Genomic DNA, 17151 nt, shown 5'->3' with positions numbered 1-17151 from the left:
AGTGATACGCAGGGCGACGCTCAGGCGTCAGCGACCCACTGGCGCTGCTGCTCCATGATGAAGTCGACGAACGCGCGCAGGCGCAGCGGCATGTGCCGGCCCTGGGGATACAGCAGGGTGAAGGGCCGCGAGCGGCCGGCGAACGGCTGCAGCACCTCGACCAGCGAGCCTTCGGCCAGCTCCCGTTCGACGATGAAGCGGTAGGTCTGGAACAGCCCCGCGCCATGTTTGGCCAGGGTCACGCCACCCAGTACGTCCTCCGAACAGACGTAGCCGCCCTCGGTGAGGATCTCCCGCTCGCGCCCGTCCTCGTTGAACAGCCAGGTGATGCGCCGGCCGCTGCTGGGCAGCTCGAACTGGATGCAGTCGTGCCGCGCCAGGTTGTCCAGCGTCTGCGGCACGCCGGCGCGCGCCAGGTACGCGGGCGTGGCCACCACCACCAGGCGGGCATCCTCCAGCGGCCGGGCGATCAGGGTCGAGTCCGGCTGCGCGCGCACGCGGATGGCCAGGTCGTAGCCCTCGCCGACGAAGTCGATATTGCGGTTGCCCAGGTGGATATCGACCTGCACCTTCGGGTAGCGCCGGCGGAACTCCGGCAGCAACGGCAGGATGCGGTGATGACCGTAGGTGGTGGGCAGGCTGATGCGCAGGGTACCGGAGGGATCCTGCTGCTGGCCGCTCACCGCGCGCTCGGCCTCCACCAACTGGGTCAGCGCCTGGCGGCATTGCTCGTAGTAGCCGCGCCCGCCCTCGGTCAGGCGAATGCTGCGGGTGGTGCGCACGAACAGGCGGGAACCCAGGCGCTCCTCCAGCCGGCCGATCGAGCGACTGACCGCCGCCGGCGTCACGCCGGCCGCCAGCCCGGCCGCGGTGAAGCTGCCCAGCTCGGCCGCCAGGCAGAACAGCTCAATGCTGCCGAGCAGGATGTCGTCGAATTGGCGCTGCATGATTGATTACACCGTGTATCAACTGAAGTTCTCGAAGCCATATTTATCCGTCCAGGCGGCAAAAATATAGTCCTCCCAACGGCGCCACTCGGTGCCTCCTCATCGGGAGAAGCGACATGAGCAACAGCAGAACGGTAGTGATCACCGGCGCCTCCAGCGGCATCGGCTTCGGCCTGGTCCAGGCCTTCCTGGCCAATGGCTTCAACGTGGTCGGCAACGCCCGTTCCGCCGAGGGGCTGGAACAGGCCCGGGCGAAGCTGGGCGATCCCGCCGCCTTCGTCGGCGTGGCCGGCGACATCGCCAGGCCGGACACCGTGCGCCGACTGATCGAGGCCGGCGTCGAGGCCTTCGGCCAGGTCGACGTGCTGGTCAACAACGCCGGCTTCTTCCTGCCCAAGCCCTTCATCGAATACAGCCCCGAGGACATCGACGGCCTGCTGGAAACCAACCTCAAGGGCGTGGTCTACGCCTCCCAGGCCGCCGCCGCGCACATGATCGAGCGGCGCCAGGGGCAGATCATCAACATCACCGCCGCCGTGGCGCTGCAGCCCAACCTCGCCGTGCCCGCCGCGCTGCCGGTGCTGATCAAGGGCGGCCTCAACCAGGTCACCCGCGCCCTGGCGCTGGAGCTGTCGCCGCACAATATCCAGGTCAATGCAGTCGCCCCCGGCATCATCGAGACGCCGATGCACGACCCGGCCAGCTTCGACTTCCTCAACGGCCTGCAGCCGGCCGGGCGCATCGGCCGCGTCGAGGAGATCGCCGATGCCGTGCTGTACCTGGCCAACGCCCATTTCACCACGGGCGTGGTGTTGCCGGTCGACGGCGGCATGAGCGTCGGCAAGTGGTAACAGGCTGAACCTGGCGGGGCGGCACCCGCCGCCGCGCCTGAACATTTCCCCACCCCACAGGAGCAACACCATGCCCTTCGTCAGCGTCCGCATCACCCGCGACGGCGTCACCCGCGAGCAGAAAGCCCAGGTCATCAAGGAAATCACCGAGACCCTGCAGCGCGTACTCAACAAGAAACCCGAACTCACCCATATCGTGATCGAGGAAGTCGACACCGATAACTGGGGCTACGCGGGCATCACCACCACCGAGTACCGCAGCCGGCTGCCCGAGGGCTGACCTCAGACCAGCGCCAGCCGCCGCGCCAGCTTGCGCAGGTTGCTCGGGTCGATCTGCAGCGTCCGCGCGGCGGCGGCCCACTTGCCCTGGTGCTGTTCCAGCACGCTGCGGATCAGGTCGCGCTGGTAGCGGTCCGTGGCCTGCTGCAGGGATTCCTGCGGCGCAACGGCCTGGGGCGCCGCGGCGACCCTGGGCTCGCTCGGCGTCACCTCCAGCCCGAGCCAGGGCGCCTCGATGCTCAGCAGCGCGGTGCGCGACTCGGCCTGGCTGAGCACCTTGAGCGCCGCCCGGCTGATCACGTGTTCCAGCTCGCGGATGTTGCCCGGCCACGCGTAGGCCTGCAGCGTGCGCTCGGCTTCCGGCGACAGGCGCAGGCAGCGCAGGCCCAGGCGCGCCCGGTTGAGTTCGAGAAAATGCCCGGCCAGTACCAGCACGTCGCGCCCGCGCTCACGCAGCGGCGGAATGTGCACCGGGTAGACGGACAGCCGATGGTAGAGATCGGCGCGGAACCGCCCCTCCCTCACCTCCTCCCACAGCCGCCGGTTGGTGGCCGCGATCACCCGCACGTCCACATGGCGCGGCTGGTCGGCGCCGAGGCGCTGGATCTCGCCGCCCTGCAAGGCGCGCAGCAGCTTGGCCTGGATCGACAGCGGCAGTTCGCCGATCTCGTCGAGGAACAGGGTGCCGCCGTTGGCCGCCTCGAAGCGCCCCGGGCGGTCCTGGCCGGCGCCGGAGAACGCGCCCTTGATGTGGCCGAACAGCTCGCTCTCGGCCAGGGTCTCCGGCAGCGCCGCGCAGTTGACGTAGACCAGCGGCTTGCGCGCCCGCGGCGAATGGGCGTGCAGCCAGCGGGCGAACAGCTCCTTGCCGACGCCGGTCTCGCCCTGCAGCAGCACCGGCAGATCGGAGTCGGCCACCACCGTCAGTTCGTCGAGCAGTTGGCGCAGCATCGGGCTGTCGCCGAGGATGGCGCCCTCGGTCTCGTTGCCGCTCTCCACCGTCTCGCGGCGGGCCAGGCGCAGGCTGCGCACCTCGCCTTCCAGGCGGCTGACCCGCAGCGCGGTCTCGATGATCAGCGCCCAGCGCTGCAGGCGCTGCGCGGTGGCGCGGGCGAAGCTGCCGGGCGTCAGCGCATCGAGGGTAATGGCGCTCCACAAGCGGCCGTCCAGGTACAGGCTCATGCCCAGGCAGTCGTGCACCGGCAAGGGCTCGTCGGGGCTCTCTTCCAGGAGGCCGTCGTAGGGATCGGCGAGCTCGCTGTCGGCGGCGAACTGCAACGGCTCGCGCTGGGCCAGGATCTGCGCCAGCCGCGGATGGCGCGCCAGCAGGAAGCTGCGCCCGAGCGCCTCGTGGGCCAGGCCGACCGCCGCCTGCGGACGCAGGCTCTCGCCATCCAGGCGCAGCAGCACCACCGCGCTGCAGGCGAACTCCTCGCGCAGGCTGACGACCAGCCGCTGCAGGCGGATCGCGGTCGGCAACTCGCCGATGACGTCGGCCAGCAGGGCATTCTGCAACGGGGTCAAATCCACCATTTCGGGTATCCATTACCTGATTCGTGGCAGGTAAATTAAACCCGCCCGCCGCGCCAGCCCTTGATTTACGTCAACTCCGGCGACGGCACGCGGCTTGCGATGGAGGTATCGGACCCAGCCCGATAAGGAGAACCTCCATGGCCACCCAATTGCTCGACGACACGCTCGGCGACCTGGCCTGCACCATCCCCGGCGCCACCCGCGTCTTCCACGAATTCCACCTGGACTTCTGCTGCGGCGGCGCCAAGAGCCTGCGCCAGGCCGCGCTGGAGCGCGGCATCGATGCCCGCGAGGTGCAGCAGCGCCTGCTCGCCCTCGACCCGCAGGCCGAAGGCGAGGAGCGCTGGCGCGAGGCGGCGCCGGCGCAACTGATCGACCACCTGCTGACCCGCTACCACGCCATCCACCGCCAGCAGCTGCCGGAGCTGATCCGCCTGGCCGCGCGGGTGGAGCAGGTTCACGGCCGCCGCGAGGAATGCCCGACCGGCCTCACCGAGCTGCTGATGGACATGCAGCAGGAGCTGGAGAGCCACATGCAGAAGGAGGAACAGGTGCTGTTCCCGATGATCCTGCGTGGCGCCGGCGCCATGGCCGGCGGGCCGATCGGCGTGATGCGCTTCGAGCACGACCAGCACGGCGAGGCGCTCGCACGGCTGGCCGAACTCACCGACGACATCCGCGCGCCGGCCGGCGCCTGCAACACCTGGCAGGCGCTGTACCGCGGCCTCAACGAACTGCGCGTGGACCTGATGCAGCACATCCACCTGGAGAACAACCTGCTGTTCCCGCGCGCCCTGGGCCGGGAGGTGAGCCATGGGTGAGTACCGCAAACTCTGGTGGACGCTGATCGCCGTGCTCGGCGTGACCTTCTGCCTGCTCGGCTGGTTCGGCCGCGAGGTCTACCGCCAGGCGCCGCCGATCCCCGAGCAGGTGGTCAGCGCGGACGGCACGCCGCTGTTCGGCGCCGAAGACATCCTCGACGGCCAGACCGCCTGGCAGAGCGTGGGCGGCATGCAGCTCGGCTCGATCTGGGGCCACGGCGCCTACCAGGCGCCCGACTGGACCGCCGACTGGCTGCACCGCGAACTGAGCGCCTGGCTCGACCTGGCGGCGCAGGACGGCTATGGCAAACCCTTCGCCGAACTCGATGACGACGTCCAGGCGCTGCTGCGCCAGCGCCTCAAGCGCGAGTACCGCGACAACGACGTGCAGGGCCCGGTGCTGACCCTCAGCGAGCGCCGCGTCGCCGCCGTGCAGCAGACCGCCGCCTACTACGACGCGCTGTTCGGCAACGACCCGGCGCTGCAGCCAAGCCGCAAGAGCTTCGCCATGAAGGAAAACACCCTGCCCGATGCCGCTCGGCGCGAGCAGCTGACCCGTTTCTTCTTCTGGACCGCCTGGGTGGCCGCCACCGAGCGCCCGGCCTCCACTGCCACCTACACCAACAACTGGCCGCACGAGCCGCTGATCGACAACGTGCCGACCACCGAGAACCTGATGTGGTCGATCGCCAGCGTGGTGCTGCTGATCGCCGGCATAGGATTCCTGGTCTGGGCCTGGGCCTTCCTGCGCGACCATGAGGAGGACGAGCCGACGGTGCCGCCGCAGGACCCGCTGACCCTGGCCGGCCTCACGCCGTCGCAGAAGGCGCTGGGCAAATACCTGTTGCTGGTGGTCGGGCTGTTCAGCTTCCAGGTCATGCTCGGCGGCGCCACCGCCCACTACACGGTGGAGGGCCAGGATTTCTACGGCTTCCCGCTGTCGCAGTGGTTCCCCTACGCGCTGCTGCGCACCTGGCACATCCAGAGCGCGCTGTTCTGGATCGCCACCGGCTTCCTCGCCGCCGGCCTGTTCCTGGCGCCGCTGATCAACGGCGGCAAGGACCCGAAATACCAGAAGCTCGGCGTCGACGTGCTGTTCTGGGCGCTGGTCGCCGTGGTGCTCGGCTCGTTCATCGGCAACTACCTGGCCATCGCCCAGATCATGCCGGCGCAGTGGAATTTCTGGCTCGGCCACCAGGGCTACGAGTACGTCGACCTCGGCCGCCTGTGGCAGATCGGCAAGTTCCTGGGCGTGGTGTTCTGGCTGCTGCTGATGCTGCGCGGCATCCTGCCGGCGTTCCGCCGCCCCGGTGACAAGAACCTGCTGGCGCTGCTGTCCGCCTCGGTCATCGCCATCGGCCTGTTCTACGGCGCGGGCCTGGCCTACGGCGAGCGCACGCACCTGTCGGTGATGGAGTACTGGCGCTGGTGGGTGGTGCACCTGTGGGTGGAAGGCTTCTTCGAGGTGTTCGCCACCACCGCGCTGGCCTTCATCTTCTCCAGCATGGGCCTGGTATCCAGACGCATGGCCACCACCGCCAGCCTGGCGTCGGCCTCGCTGTTCATGCTCGGCGGCGTGCCCGGCACCTTCCACCACCTATACTTCGCCGGCACCACCACGCCGGTGATGGCGGTGGGCGCCACCTTCAGCGCTCTGGAAGTGGTGCCGCTGATCGTGCTCGGCTACGAGGCCTGGGAGAACTGGCGCCTGAAGAGCCGCGCGGTGTGGATGGAGCGGGTCAAGTGGCCGCTGCTGTGCTTCGTCGCCGTGGCCTTCTGGAACATGCTCGGCGCCGGCGTGTTCGGCTTCATGATCAACCCGCCGGTGTCGCTGTATTACATCCAGGGCCTCAACACCACGCCGGTACACGCCCACGCCGCGCTGTTCGGGGTGTACGGCTTCCTCGCCCTGGGCTTCACCCTGCTGGTGCTGCGCTACATCCGCCCGCAGCTGGTGTTCAGCGAACGCCTGATGAAGGTGGCCTTCTGGTGGCTGAACGGCGGCCTGGTGCTGATGATCGCCACCAGCCTGCTGCCCATCGGCATCATCCAGTTCCACGCCAGCGTCAGCCAGGGCCTGTGGTACGCCCGCAGCGAGGCCTTTATGCAGCAGGACCTGCTGCAGACCCTGCGCTGGGTGCGCACCTTCGGCGACGTGGTGTTCATCGTCGGCGCCCTGGCTATGACCTGGCAGGTCGTCAACGGCTTCTTCTCCCCCACGGCCACAACCGTGCCGCAGCGCGCGGAAGGAGGTGCCCCGACGGTCGGCTAAGTGTGCAGATGTGTTTGGCTAGGCTCGGCCCGCATTCGCGGGCCGCGCTTGTTTGGGCGGGTGAAATTTCGGCAGAAGCGGTTGTCGAGCGGAGCGTTGTGCCCTGGCCATTCAGTCGTCGGCCTTGGGGGCGCTGAGGCTCTTGCTGTAGAACCCGGACGGATCGAAGCAGCAGACCCGCGCCTTGCCGGACGCCAGCATGTCGCACGCCTTCTCCACGCGGCCCTGGCGCGTCTTCGCCTGCTTGGCGGACTCGACCCAGTGAATCCAGTCGACGCGGGCGATGGTCGTCGTGGTCTCCCACACCGCCCTGGCTTGCGGGGAAGCGTCAAGCGCCTCGCGCAGGTCCGCCGGCAGCTGCGGCTCCGGCTCTTCGGCCACGGCGGCGACCTCGAGCGTCACCACCTCGCCTGCCTCCACGCCGGCCGCCTCGCGCAGCGCCCGATCGACCTTGAGCCAGTGGCTCAGTTGCCCGTCCGGCTCCAGCGTGGCGTGAAAGGGATGACCGTTGAGCGTGCCTTCGACGCTGGTCCTGCCGCGCCGCGGGAGCTTCTCGCTCGCGGACCGGGGCAGCACCACGAAGGTCCAGCCCTCCTCGTCGCCGGACTTGGCCGGGCGCAGCAGCGGTGCCTCGAAGCGAGAATGCGTTGCGGCTTGGCTCATGGGTACCCCACAGGAAATCGGCAATGGGCAGGCCGTCGAGTGTAACGTCTGATGCCCGGGGCGGCGTGAAACGCTAGGCCTCCACCGGCCGATGCTCGGTCCCGGCGCCGGGCGTGAGGAACAGCATCGTGGTCGGCACCTCGGTCCTGACCGTGTGCCACACGTTGCGCGGCACCAGCACATAGGCGCCCGGCGTGCGCACCGCCACTTCACGCATCTGCCCGGCCTCCTCCAGCACAAGCGTGGCGGCCCCCGAGAGCAACATGACCAACTCCTCCCCCGCCGGATGCCGCTCCCACACCGCCCACGACTCGGCGAAAGTAAAAGCCGACATCAACCGCCCCCGATCCAGCCCGGGCGACTTTCCCGCCGCCAGCTCGCTCCAGAATGATTCGGACACCGGAACCGGATCGACCCGGCCGTCTTCGGTGAAGTGCAGGTAGGTCTCGGTGATATCTGCGGTGAGAGTCATGGTGCTCCGTCGAGACATGTAACCGCCCATCACGATCCCATTAAGAAATCTATAGCGCTCTCATTTTATGAGCGCGCCTGCAATGGAACCTACCAAACCACCAATAGCACCAGCGATGGCGGTCCACCATCGCTTATCTTTTTGATGTTCCAATGCTCGAGAATGCAAACTTACCGCGGTATCTATTAACGCCTTTATGTCGCCTGGAGTTAACGGCGTCCTAGATATTCGGCACTTTTGTTGCACTGTTAGACTATTATAATCTTGGAAAGATATAACCCTTTCAGCATCGACATCATAGCGCTTAGGAAATTGCCTGCGCCACACCAATGATGCTCGTTTACGCTCCGAGTCCAATCTAAAAAACTCTGGATGCTCCTTAAATATCTTCTCCCATTTATCAGCCTGCCCTGCATCAGCATTTATTCGGTCAGCCCAATCTGAAAATGGAAGTTTGTAGAATTTATAAACAGCCATTACCTGAATCGCAGCGATAACATCTCCAAGGCGATTATTATCACCAAGATAAGGCGAAGTATTTTTAGCTTTCATTTAATCCCTCAAACAATTTGCTTGCGCGGTACAACTGCACAATCTATAGATCCTTCAAGATAGGTATTGCCCTGCAAAGTCCTCGAATATGGTGACTAGGAGGTTAATCCGAATTCTGTCTCATAGACAATCTGTTACAGGACGCGATGACGACTGGCATTAGCCTCTGGGAAGCCGCATACAGGGACAATCACAGTCTCAGCGCCTTCCTGCGGCTGACAACAAGCCACGCAATCTCCCCGAACCGTCACCAGCTCAACAAAAACATCGCCTTGGCGAGAAACAGGATGCCCAGCATCTGCACCAGCACGCTGAGGTGGATCAGCCGCGAGCGCCTGGGGGTCATGCGGCCGCGGCGGATCAGGAAGGCGACCGCCAGGAAGTGGCCGAGGATGCTCAGGGCCAGACAGATCTTCAGGATCAGCAGGGTGCCGAAGCTGCTGGCGAACGGGGCGTGCAGCGCGCTGCGGTAGTGCCAGGCCAGCCCCAGGCCGGCGCCGTACAGCGCCATGACGACCCAGTGCATGACCTTGCGTGCGCGCTGGCCGAGGACGTGTGACAGCTCGGCGCGCGGCCGCTCTTCCAGCACCGGGGTGGCGCGGCTGAGGATCATCACCTCGAAGAACACCCCGCCGATGAAGAAGGCCGCGGCGGTGATGTGGACGAACTTCAGCAACAGATAGGTCAAGCGTCCTCCTCGCCCCTCGCATCGCCAGTCACCGGACTCGACCTCGCGGTGAATCGCCGCGGCGAAAGGCGTCTTGGGAGCCCTCGAAAAAACCACCGCCATGATGCCCGCCGCACGGCGCGCCACCATGATCCCGGTCAATTCGGGCGCGCTTCGGAGGCGCTATGGTCGCTTCTCACAAGCTTCACGATCCGGGTCTAGACTCAGCGGACGCAACGAAGGAGGTGTCGTCGCCATGACCGTGAAAACGTCTGACGACAGCAAAGGCAAGGAAACCCGGTTGTTCCTCTTCCTTGTGATTTGTCTGTTCCCCATACTCTCCGTGGCCATCGTCGGCGGCTACGGATTCATCGTGTGGATGATCCAGCTGATCGCCGGCCCACCCGGCCCTCTCTAGCCTGGGGGCCGACATGCCAGACAGCATCCAGATCGCCAGCCTGATCGTGCACGCCCAGCCTCAGCTGATGGCGGCGGTGACCGCCAACCTGCGTCGCCTACCGGGCGTCGAGCTGCACCAGCACAGCCCCGAAGGCAAGCTGGTGGTGGTGATCGAGGCGGAGCACGAGGCGCAGATCGTCGCCACCCTCGGCGCCGTCCAGAGCCTGCCCGGCGTGATCAACGCCGCACTGGTTTACCACGAAGTCCTCGAAGAACAGGACTCGTCCCTCCCGACCGTGATGACCTCCTCGCCGGAGATGCCTGATGAAACTCAGCAGACGTGAATTCGCCAAGGCCAACGCCGCCGCCATCGCCGCCGCCGCGCTGGGCCTGCCGGCATTCAGCACCGCCAGCAACCTGATCACCGAGGCGGACATGACCCGCCTCGACTGGAACAAGGCGCCCTGCCGTTTCTGCGGCACCGGCTGCGGGGTGATGGTGGCGACCCGCGACGGCCGCGTGGTGGCGACCCACGGCGACATCAAGGCCGAGGTCAACCGCGGCCTGAATTGCGTCAAGGGCTACTTCCTGTCGAAGATCATGTACGGCACCGACCGGCTGACCCAGCCGCTGCTGCGCATGAAGGGCGGAAAGTACGACAAGCAGGGCGAGTTCCAGCCGATCAGCTGGGACGAGGCCTTCGCCATCATGGCCGAGAAGACCAAGGCCGCGCTCACGGCCCACGGCCCGCAGGCAGTCGGCATGTTCGGTTCCGGGCAGTGGACGGTGTGGGAAGGCTACGCCGCCAACAAGCTGATGAAGGCCGGCCTGCGCTGCAACAACATCGACCCCAACGCCCGGCACTGCATGGCCTCGGCGGTGATGGGCTTCATGCGCAGCTTCGGCATGGACGAGCCGATGGGTTGCTACGACGACATCGAAGCCACCGACACCTTCGTGCTCTGGGGCTCGAACATGGCCGAGATGCACCCGATCCTCTGGTCGCGGGTCGCCGACCGCCGGCTCAGCCAGCCGCAGGTCAAGGTGGCGGTGCTGTCCACCTTCGAGCACCGCAGCTTCGACCTGGCCGACATCCCCATGGTGTTCAAGCCGCAGACCGACCTGATCATCCTCAACTACATCGCCAATCACATCATCGAATCCGGCTCGGTGAACCGCGACTTCGTCAGCCGTCACACCCGCTTCGCCAAGGGTGCCGACGACATCGGCTACGGCCTGCGCGCCACCGACCCGCTGGAGCAGAAGGCGAAGAACGCGGCCAACGCCAACACCTGGAGCGACATCTCCTTCGAGCAGTTCGCCGCCTTCGTCAAACCCTACACCCTGGAGCGCGCCGCCGAGGAAACCGGCGTGCCGGCCGAGCGCCTCAAGGCCCTGGCCGAGCTGTATGCGGACCCCAAGCGCAAGGTGGTGTCGTTCTGGACCATGGGCTTCAACCAGCACACCCGCGGCGTGTGGGCCAACAACCTGATCTACAACATCCACCTGCTCACCGGGAAGATCAGCGAACCGGGCAACAGCCCCTTCTCGCTGACCGGGCAACCCTCGGCCTGCGGCACCGCGCGCGAGGTCGGCACCTTCTCCCACCGCCTGCCGGCGGACATGCTGGTGGCCAATCCCAAGCACCGCGCCACCGCCGAGAAGATCTGGAAGCTGCCGCCAGGCACCATCCAGGAGAAGCCCGGCTTCCACGCCGTGGAGCAGAGCCGCAAGCTCAAGGACGGCGTGCTCAAGGTGTACTGGACGCAGGTCTGCAACAACATGCACGCCGGCCCCAACATCATGCAGGAGATCCTCCCGGGCTGGCGCAACCCGGAGGCCTTCGTCATCGTCTCCGACGTCTACCCCACCGTGTCGGCCCAGGCCGCCGACCTGATCCTGCCCAGCGCCATGTGGGTGGAGAAGGAAGGCGCCTACGGCAACGCCGAGCGCCGCACCCAGTTCTGGCATCAGTTGGTCAAGGCGCCGGGCGAGGCGAAGTCCGACCTCTGGCAGCTGGTGGAATTCTCCAAGCTCTTCACCACCGACGAGGTGTGGCCGGCCGAGCTGCTGGCCCAGGCACCCCAGTACAAGGGCAAGACCCTGTACGAGGTGCTGTTCCGCAACGGCCAGGTCGACCAGTTCCCCACCAGCGACATGGCCGAGGGCTACGCCAACGACGAGGCCGCCGCCTTCGGCTTCTACCTGCAGAAGGGCCTGTTCGAGGAGTACGCGGCCTTCGGTCGTGGCCACGGTCACGACCTGGCGCCCTTCGACACCTATCACGAGGCCCGCGGCCTCCGCTGGCCGGTGGTGGACGGCCAGGAAACCCGCTGGCGCTACCGCGAGGGTCACGACCCCTATGTGGAGAAAGGCAGCGGCGTGCAGTTCTACGGCTACCCGGACAACAAGGCGATCATCTTCGCCCTGCCCTACGAGCCTCCAGCCGAGGCGCCCGACAAGGACTTCCCCTTCTGGCTCAGCACCGGCCGGGTGCTGGAACACTGGCACACCGGCAGCATGACCCAGCGCGTGGACGAGCTGTACCGCGCGGTGCCCGACGCCCTGGTGTACATGCACCCGGACGACGCCAAGGAGCTCAAGGCGCGGCGCGGCAGCGAGGTGAAGGTGATCAGCCGGCGCGGCGAGATGCGCGCGCGCATCGAGACCCGCGGCCGCAACAAGCCGCCACGCGGCCTGGTGTTCGTGCCGTTCTTCGACGCCAACAAGCTGATCAACAAGGTCACCCTGGACGCCACCGATCCCATTTCCAAGCAGACCGACTACAAGAAGTGCGCCGTGCGCATCGAACTGGTCAGCCTGGCCTGAGGAGCCCGATCATGAGAAGCCTGCCCCTGCTGCTGGTCCTCCTGGCGAGCCTGGCCCACGCAGCCGACTACCCCCTCGACGCCCCCGCACCGGACGGTCGCCGCCCCGGCGGCACCCTCAGTCAGGAGCGAGCCACGCCGCCCCTGGCCGAGGACGAAAACAAGGACCTCAAGCGCGAGCGCAACTACCCCGAACAGCCGCCGACCATTCCCCATACGATCCGCGGCTACCAGGTGGACAAGAACGGCAACAAGTGCCTGACCTGCCACAGCCGCAGCAACAGCGCGAAGACCCAGGCGCCGATGATCAGCATCACCCACTACATGGACCGCGACGGCCAGACTCTGGCCGCGGTGTCACCGCGACGCTACTTCTGCACCCAGTGCCACGTGCCGCAGCAGGAAGTGAAGCCGCTGGTGGGCAACGACTTCCGCACCATCGACCAGCTGCTGCAGGACGAAGTGCAGCGCGCCGGCCAGCAGCAGTGAGGTGCTTATGAAAGCCCTGTTCCGATGGCTGAGCTCCTACTGGACCATCCTGCGTCGCCCCAGCGTGCACTACAGCCTGGGCTTCCTGACGCTCGGCGGCTTCATCGCCGGGATCATCTTCTGGGGCGGCTTCAACACCGCGCTGGAGGCGACCAACACCGAGCAGTTCTGCATCTCCTGTCACGAGATGGAGAGCAACGTGTACGTCGAGCTGCAGGACACCATCCACTACACCAACCGCTCGGGCGTGCGCGCCACCTGCCCCGACTGCCACGTGCCGCACCAGTGGACCGACAAGATCGCGCGCAAGATGCAGGCCTCCAAGGAGGTCTGGGGCAAGATCTTCGGCACCATCAACACCCGCGACAAATTCCTCGAGAAGCGCCGCGAACTGGCCGAACACGAATGGGCCCGCCTCAAGGCCAACGACTCGCTGGAATGCCGCAACTGCCACAACTTCGAGTTCATGGACTTCACCCGCCAGAGCCAGCGCGCACGCCAGATGCACTCCACCGCCCTCGCCTCCGGCCAGGCCACCTGCATCGACTGCCACAAGGGCATCGCCCACCGCCTGCCGGATATGAGCGGGGTGAAGGGGTGGGAATGACGTGGTCTACGGATCGATGGCCAAGAAAACGAAAGCCCCGAGATCGGGGCTTTTTTCTGGCCATTCGCAAGGCGATTTGATCGAGCAATGCTGCATCGCGTCGTACTCAGCGGCGCAGGCCCTTGTTAGCGGGTATCACTGCTCCACTCGCCGCCGACTCGAGCCCGGCTGCGGAGCGCCCAGCCGCGTGCGGAGGTTGGGCACCGCGTTGTCGTTGGGCCACCAGCCGAAGGTCTCCTCCAGCGCCCTTCGCATCGGCGTTGCGATAAACATCGGAGCGGAACGGGTGTAGAACTCGGCGTGGCGGCGGCGCTCTTCCGGCAGCTCGCGGATATGGGCCAGGGCCTCCTCGATGGTCGGCGCCCTGCCGTTCTCACCGAAGATGCGCGGAGGCAATGCCGTCCACACCACGGCATCGAGGCGCATCGCCCTCGCCCAGCGCGCAATGACGGCGGAATACTCGTAGCGATTGGCGCAGCCCTCGACACTGCCGACGCTGCGCGGCTGCGACGAGGGAATCTGCTCGCGCCGGCGCAGCAGCTCGCGCGCCGCCTCGACACAGCGCACATCGAGCAGCGCCCACATCACCCTCGCCACCGGCGCCGAGTCGCACAGCACCGCCGCCAACTCCCCGCCGTCGCCCTCACGCGCGAAATCGATAGGCAGATCCGGCCCATCCCGCCGCCACGGCCGGCGCACCGGAAGAATGCCGGGCTTCCAGATCAGGGAACCCCATCCGAGACATGCAATTTTCAACAGGCGCCTCCCGACTCGTCTGTCGATGGACAGCGGGAGGTGAGAAGAAGGTTCGTTAAGAGGCGCGGTGGGTACTTGGCGCCAGCAGGACACCCGGAACACTGGCTTCTTTGTAACTGACCCCCGCTCTAGAAACAACAAACCCCTGACTTCGCTAGTAAGTCAGGGGTTTGCGTTAATTCGATCTGGCGGTGAAGGAGGGATTCGAACCCTCGATACGGTTTCCCGTATACACACTTTCCAGGCGTGCTCCTTCAACCGCTCGGACACTTCACCGGATCTCGGCGTACCAGTCTGGTCCGTCGAGGCGCGCTAATGTAGCCGCAGGCTTTCTCGAATGCAAACTTTTTTTCAGTCGATTCATGCGCTTATGCGGAGCGATGGGCCTTCGGCTCGGTCGTTTCGAAGCGCTGGCCGCCGAACAGCAGGAAGCCGAGGGAAGCGAACGTGCTGAACAGGAACAGCTGCAGCACGCCGGTCTGGCTGCGGCTGTAGGGGCTGGCGGCCAGCAGGGTCAGGCCGACCAGTAGCAGCGGAGCTAGATAAGGAATGAGACGGGTCATGGCGGTGCTCCTCAGGTTCGCGACCAACCTAAGTCACCGCTCGGTATAGCAGCCAATTGGCGATGCCGATGATGACGATAGCCGGCCACCGACGGGCGGGTGACCCTCCGGTCAGCCAAAGCGCTTTACCCTCGGGCCTGCGCTGGGTAACGTCAGCGCCAATTCCCGCCACCAGGACTAGGATTTCCGCCATGAGCGACCTGATCAGCTACCAACTCGAAGACGGCATCGCCACCCTAACCCTCAACAACGGCAAGGTGAACGCCATCTCCCCGGACGTGATCGCCGCGTTCAATGCCGCGCTCGATCAGGCCGTGCAGGACCGCGCCGTGGTGATCATCACCGGCCAGCCGGGCATCCTCTCCGGCGGCTACGACCTCAAGGTGATGACCTCCAGCCCGCAGAACGCCGTGGCCCTGGTCACCGCCGGTTCCACCCTGGCCCGCCGCATGCTGGCCCACCCCTACCCCATCGTCGTCGCCTGCCCGGGCCACGCCATCGCCAAGGGCGCGTTCATCCTACTGTCGGCCGATTACCGCATCGGCGTGGAAGGCCCGTTCAACATCGGCCTGAACGAAGTGCAGATCGGCATGACCATGCACCACGCCGGCATCGAGCTGGCCCGTGACCGCCTGCGCAAGTCCGCCTTCCACCGTTCGGTGATCAATGGCGAGATCTTCGACCCGGCGGGTGCCATGGACGCCGGCTTCCTCGACAAGGTGGTGCCGGCCGAGCAGCTGCAGGCCACCGCCATCGCCGCCGCGCAGCAGTTGAAGAAGATCAACATGACCGCGCACAAGAACACCAAGCTCAAGGTGCGCAAGGCGCTGCTGGAGACCCTGGACCAGGCCATCGAGCTGGACCAGAAGCACCTCGGCTGAGCCGCCGAAACGCCCACCGGACCCGGCCTCGCGCCGGGTTCGTCGTTTTAGTGGCGAAATAATGGCCAATTCACGTGGCATTTGCCGCCGGCTGTATTACCTTACGGCTGTCGCCTAGGCATGGACGTGTGGCGCTCCCGTGGTTTTTCGTAGTCGCGTTCAGGAGCCAAACCCATGAAAATTGCGCACAAGGTCGGTATCGCGGCGGCAGCCGTGCTGTTCCTGACCACCAGCCTCCTCTCCCTCGCTCAGGTCAGCCAGGTACGCAGCACATTGCGCAGCCAGGTCGAGTCGAGCATCTCCGAATCCAGCAACGCCCTCGCCCGCCAGATCGAGAACTGGCTGAACGCCAAGCTGCGGCTGATGGACCTGATGTCGCAGACCATCGACAGCGACTACAGCCCGGAGAACATGCAGAAGGTCATCGACGCACCGCTGCTGAAGAACGAGTTCATCCTGGTGTTCGGCGCGTTGGAGGCCGACGGCAAGCCGATCAAGAACGACCCCAGCTGGCAGCCCAGCGCCGACTGGGATGGCCGCCAGCGGCCCTGGTTCGGCACCGGCAAGAGCGGCAGCCAGGCGCTGCTGACCGAGCCCTACGTGGACTCCACCACCGGCGAAATTCTCATCTCCGCCGTGGCCAAGATCAGTAATGCCGGCCAGTTCCTCGGCGTGTTCGGCGGCGACATCCGCCTGAAGGCCGTGGCCGACGCGGTGAACACCCTGGACTTCGGCGGCGCCGGCTACGCCTTCCTGCTCAGCCGCAGCGGCAACATCATTTCCCACCCGGACACTGCCCTCAACGGCAAGTCCTACAGCACCCTGTTCGACGGCGAGAGCCCGGCGCTGAACAAGGAGCTGCAGGAGCTCAGCGGCGGCGACAAGAACCTGCTGGTGTCCTTCACCCCGCTGCCCAACCTGCAGGGCATGGACTGGTACATCGGTGTGGTGCTGGACAAGGACATCGTCATGGCCGAGGCCGACACCCTGAGCTGGCGCGCGGTGATCGGCACCGTGCTCGGCGTGGTCATCAGCCTGATCGCCCTGGGCATGCTGATGGTCCGGCTGCTCAAGCCGCTCGACCACCTGCACGCCTCGCTGCGCGAGATCAACAGCGGCCAGGGCGACCTGACCCGGCGCCTGCCGGCCACCGGCAACGACGAAATCGCCGAGGTGTCGCGCGAATTCAACAGTTTCCTGCAGAGCCTGCAGACGCTGATCAGCGACGTGATGGGCAGCTCGCGGCAGGTGCGCGAAAGCACCACTTCGACCTCGGGCGAGGCCAACCAGGCCTCCAGCCGCCTGCACGAGCAGCTGCAGGAGCTCGACCAGTTGGCCACCGCCATGCAGGAGATGGCCTCCACCGCCGAGGAAGTTGCGCGCAACGCCCAGGCCGCCGCCCAGGCCGCCATCGCCGCCAACGAGGAAACCGAGAACGGCGTGCGTGTGGTGTCCCAGTCGACCACGGCGATCAAGCGCCTGGCCGACGAGATGGACGACACCGGCCACGCCATCAACGAGCTGGCCAAGCTCAGCCACAACATCGAGTCGATTCTCTCGGTGATCACCAG

The 17151-nt window shown here is 66.1% G+C and carries 19 protein-coding genes and 1 tRNA gene; 11 read left to right on the top strand and 9 right to left on the bottom strand.

Features of this window, described 5'->3' with window-relative positions:
• Positions 1–20: 20 nt before the first annotated feature.
• Positions 21–947 (bottom strand): LysR family transcriptional regulator, encoded by a 927-nt coding sequence (locus NF616_RS03255; protein WP_252271622.1) that lies wholly within the window; start codon positions 945–947, stop codon positions 21–23.
• A 116-nt stretch (positions 948–1063) separates the two neighbouring features.
• Between NF616_RS03255 and NF616_RS03250 the strand changes: the two genes are divergently transcribed.
• Together NF616_RS03250 and NF616_RS03245 are read left to right on the top strand one after the other, a co-directional pair.
• Positions 1064–1798: an SDR family NAD(P)-dependent oxidoreductase gene (locus tag NF616_RS03250; RefSeq protein ID WP_252271621.1), complete on the top strand. Its 735-nt coding sequence runs from the start codon at positions 1064–1066 to the stop codon at positions 1796–1798.
• Positions 1799–1868: 70 nt separating this feature from the next.
• Positions 1869–2078 (top strand): tautomerase family protein, encoded by a 210-nt coding sequence (locus tag NF616_RS03245; RefSeq protein WP_252271620.1) that lies wholly within the window; start codon positions 1869–1871, stop codon positions 2076–2078.
• A 2-nt stretch (positions 2079–2080) separates the two neighbouring features.
• On the opposite strand, the gene norR is transcribed toward NF616_RS03245, so the two are convergent.
• On the bottom strand, positions 2081–3610 hold the full coding sequence (norR, locus tag NF616_RS03240) for a nitric oxide reductase transcriptional regulator NorR (protein WP_252271619.1): 1530 nt from the start codon (positions 3608–3610) through the stop codon (positions 2081–2083).
• A 137-nt stretch (positions 3611–3747) separates the two neighbouring features.
• On the opposite strand from norR, the gene ytfE reads away from it, so the two are divergent.
• Positions 3748–4431 carry an iron-sulfur cluster repair protein YtfE gene (ytfE, locus tag NF616_RS03235; protein WP_252271618.1) on the top strand — a complete coding sequence of 228 codons (684 nt, stop codon included), beginning with the start codon at positions 3748–3750 and terminating at the stop codon, positions 4429–4431.
• Positions 4424–6703 (top strand): nitric-oxide reductase large subunit, encoded by a 2280-nt coding sequence (locus NF616_RS03230; RefSeq protein WP_252271617.1) that lies wholly within the window; start codon positions 4424–4426, stop codon positions 6701–6703. Before ytfE ends, NF616_RS03230 begins: the two co-directional genes overlap by 8 nt.
• A 111-nt stretch (positions 6704–6814) precedes the next feature.
• Here the strand turns inward: NF616_RS03230 and NF616_RS03225 are convergent, their stop codons facing one another.
• The 4 genes from NF616_RS03225 to NF616_RS03210 form a co-directional block, all read right to left on the bottom strand.
• Positions 6815–7366 carry a YdeI/OmpD-associated family protein gene (locus NF616_RS03225; protein WP_252271616.1) on the bottom strand — a complete coding sequence of 184 codons (552 nt, stop codon included), beginning with the start codon at positions 7364–7366 and terminating at the stop codon, positions 6815–6817.
• 73 nt (positions 7367–7439) lie between these two features.
• Positions 7440–7838 (bottom strand): cupin domain-containing protein, encoded by a 399-nt coding sequence (locus NF616_RS03220; RefSeq protein WP_252271615.1) that lies wholly within the window; start codon positions 7836–7838, stop codon positions 7440–7442.
• 60 nt (positions 7839–7898) lie between these two features.
• On the bottom strand, positions 7899–8390 hold the full coding sequence (locus tag NF616_RS03215; protein WP_252271614.1) for a hypothetical protein: 492 nt from the start codon (positions 8388–8390) through the stop codon (positions 7899–7901).
• A 247-nt stretch (positions 8391–8637) separates the two neighbouring features.
• The gene (locus NF616_RS03210) at positions 8638–9078 is read right to left on the bottom strand and encodes a CopD family copper resistance protein (RefSeq protein ID WP_252271613.1); all 441 of its coding nucleotides are present in this window, start codon (positions 9076–9078) and stop codon (positions 8638–8640) included.
• Between the two features lie 235 nt (positions 9079–9313).
• Between NF616_RS03210 and napE the strand changes: the two genes are divergently transcribed.
• Genes napE through NF616_RS03185 form a run of 5 tightly spaced genes read left to right on the top strand, consistent with a single transcriptional unit; the run spans position 9314 to position 13380 of the window.
• Entirely contained in the window at positions 9314–9475 is a 162-nt protein-coding gene (gene napE, locus NF616_RS03205) for a periplasmic nitrate reductase, NapE protein (RefSeq protein WP_252271612.1), read from the top strand.
• A gap of 13 nt (positions 9476–9488) precedes the next feature.
• Positions 9489–9800: a chaperone NapD gene (locus NF616_RS03200; RefSeq protein ID WP_252271611.1), complete on the top strand. Its 312-nt coding sequence runs from the start codon at positions 9489–9491 to the stop codon at positions 9798–9800.
• Complete coding sequence (napA, locus tag NF616_RS03195; protein ID WP_252271610.1) at positions 9781–12285, top strand: nitrate reductase catalytic subunit NapA; 2505 nt, start codon at positions 9781–9783, stop codon at positions 12283–12285. Before NF616_RS03200 ends, napA begins: the two co-directional genes overlap by 20 nt.
• 11 nt (positions 12286–12296) lie before the next feature.
• On the top strand, positions 12297–12773 hold the full coding sequence (locus NF616_RS03190; protein ID WP_252271609.1) for a nitrate reductase cytochrome c-type subunit: 477 nt from the start codon (positions 12297–12299) through the stop codon (positions 12771–12773).
• Positions 12774–12780: 7 nt separating this feature from the next.
• Positions 12781–13380 (top strand): cytochrome c3 family protein, encoded by a 600-nt coding sequence (locus tag NF616_RS03185; RefSeq protein ID WP_252271608.1) that lies wholly within the window; start codon positions 12781–12783, stop codon positions 13378–13380.
• 135 nt (positions 13381–13515) lie between these two features.
• On the opposite strand, the gene NF616_RS03180 is transcribed toward NF616_RS03185, so the two are convergent.
• From NF616_RS03180 to NF616_RS03170, 3 genes are all read right to left on the bottom strand, one after another.
• Positions 13516–14007 (bottom strand): hypothetical protein, encoded by a 492-nt coding sequence (locus NF616_RS03180; RefSeq protein ID WP_252271607.1) that lies wholly within the window; start codon positions 14005–14007, stop codon positions 13516–13518.
• A 315-nt stretch (positions 14008–14322) separates the two neighbouring features.
• Positions 14323–14412, bottom strand: a tRNA-Ser gene (locus NF616_RS03175).
• A 92-nt stretch (positions 14413–14504) separates the two neighbouring features.
• On the bottom strand, positions 14505–14699 hold the full coding sequence (locus NF616_RS03170; protein WP_252271606.1) for a hypothetical protein: 195 nt from the start codon (positions 14697–14699) through the stop codon (positions 14505–14507).
• A gap of 191 nt (positions 14700–14890) precedes the next feature.
• Between NF616_RS03170 and NF616_RS03165 the strand changes: the two genes are divergently transcribed.
• The gene (locus NF616_RS03165) at positions 14891–15580 is read left to right on the top strand and encodes a crotonase/enoyl-CoA hydratase family protein (RefSeq protein ID WP_252271605.1); all 690 of its coding nucleotides are present in this window, start codon (positions 14891–14893) and stop codon (positions 15578–15580) included.
• A gap of 174 nt (positions 15581–15754) precedes the next feature.
• Positions 15755–17151: methyl-accepting chemotaxis protein (locus tag NF616_RS03160; RefSeq protein WP_252271604.1), on the top strand; the 1397-nt coding region annotated here is incomplete at its 3' end.

The organism is Pseudomonas subflava (assembly GCF_023823685.1).
GTDB lineage: Bacteria > Pseudomonadota > Gammaproteobacteria > Pseudomonadales > Pseudomonadaceae > Aquipseudomonas > Aquipseudomonas subflava.
Note: the sequence above shows the minus strand (reverse complement) of the source record. Positions and strands in the feature narration are given on the sequence as shown.

Coding starts and splice junctions, on each gene's coding strand:
- NF616_RS03245 (WP_252271620.1), top strand. CDS start 1,869: ATGCCCTTCGTCAGCGTCCGCATCACCCGCGACGGCGTCACCCGCGAG.
- NF616_RS03255 (WP_252271622.1), bottom strand. CDS start 947: ATGCAGCGCCAATTCGACGACATCCTGCTCGGCAGCATTGAGCTGTTC.
- NF616_RS03165 (WP_252271605.1), top strand. CDS start 14,891: ATGAGCGACCTGATCAGCTACCAACTCGAAGACGGCATCGCCACCCTA.
- NF616_RS03225 (WP_252271616.1), bottom strand. CDS start 7,366: ATGAGCCAAGCCGCAACGCATTCTCGCTTCGAGGCACCGCTGCTGCGC.
- NF616_RS03185 (WP_252271608.1), top strand. CDS start 12,781: ATGAAAGCCCTGTTCCGATGGCTGAGCTCCTACTGGACCATCCTGCGT.
- NF616_RS03220 (WP_252271615.1), bottom strand. CDS start 7,838: ATGACTCTCACCGCAGATATCACCGAGACCTACCTGCACTTCACCGAA.
- napE (WP_252271612.1), top strand. CDS start 9,314: ATGACCGTGAAAACGTCTGACGACAGCAAAGGCAAGGAAACCCGGTTG.
- NF616_RS03200 (WP_252271611.1), top strand. CDS start 9,489: ATGCCAGACAGCATCCAGATCGCCAGCCTGATCGTGCACGCCCAGCCT.
- NF616_RS03190 (WP_252271609.1), top strand. CDS start 12,297: ATGAGAAGCCTGCCCCTGCTGCTGGTCCTCCTGGCGAGCCTGGCCCAC.
- NF616_RS03230 (WP_252271617.1), top strand. CDS start 4,424: ATGGGTGAGTACCGCAAACTCTGGTGGACGCTGATCGCCGTGCTCGGC.
- NF616_RS03215 (WP_252271614.1), bottom strand. CDS start 8,390: ATGAAAGCTAAAAATACTTCGCCTTATCTTGGTGATAATAATCGCCTT.
- napA (WP_252271610.1), top strand. CDS start 9,781: ATGAAACTCAGCAGACGTGAATTCGCCAAGGCCAACGCCGCCGCCATC.
- NF616_RS03170 (WP_252271606.1), bottom strand. CDS start 14,699: ATGACCCGTCTCATTCCTTATCTAGCTCCGCTGCTACTGGTCGGCCTG.
- norR (WP_252271619.1), bottom strand. CDS start 3,610: ATGGTGGATTTGACCCCGTTGCAGAATGCCCTGCTGGCCGACGTCATC.
- NF616_RS03250 (WP_252271621.1), top strand. CDS start 1,064: ATGAGCAACAGCAGAACGGTAGTGATCACCGGCGCCTCCAGCGGCATC.
- ytfE (WP_252271618.1), top strand. CDS start 3,748: ATGGCCACCCAATTGCTCGACGACACGCTCGGCGACCTGGCCTGCACC.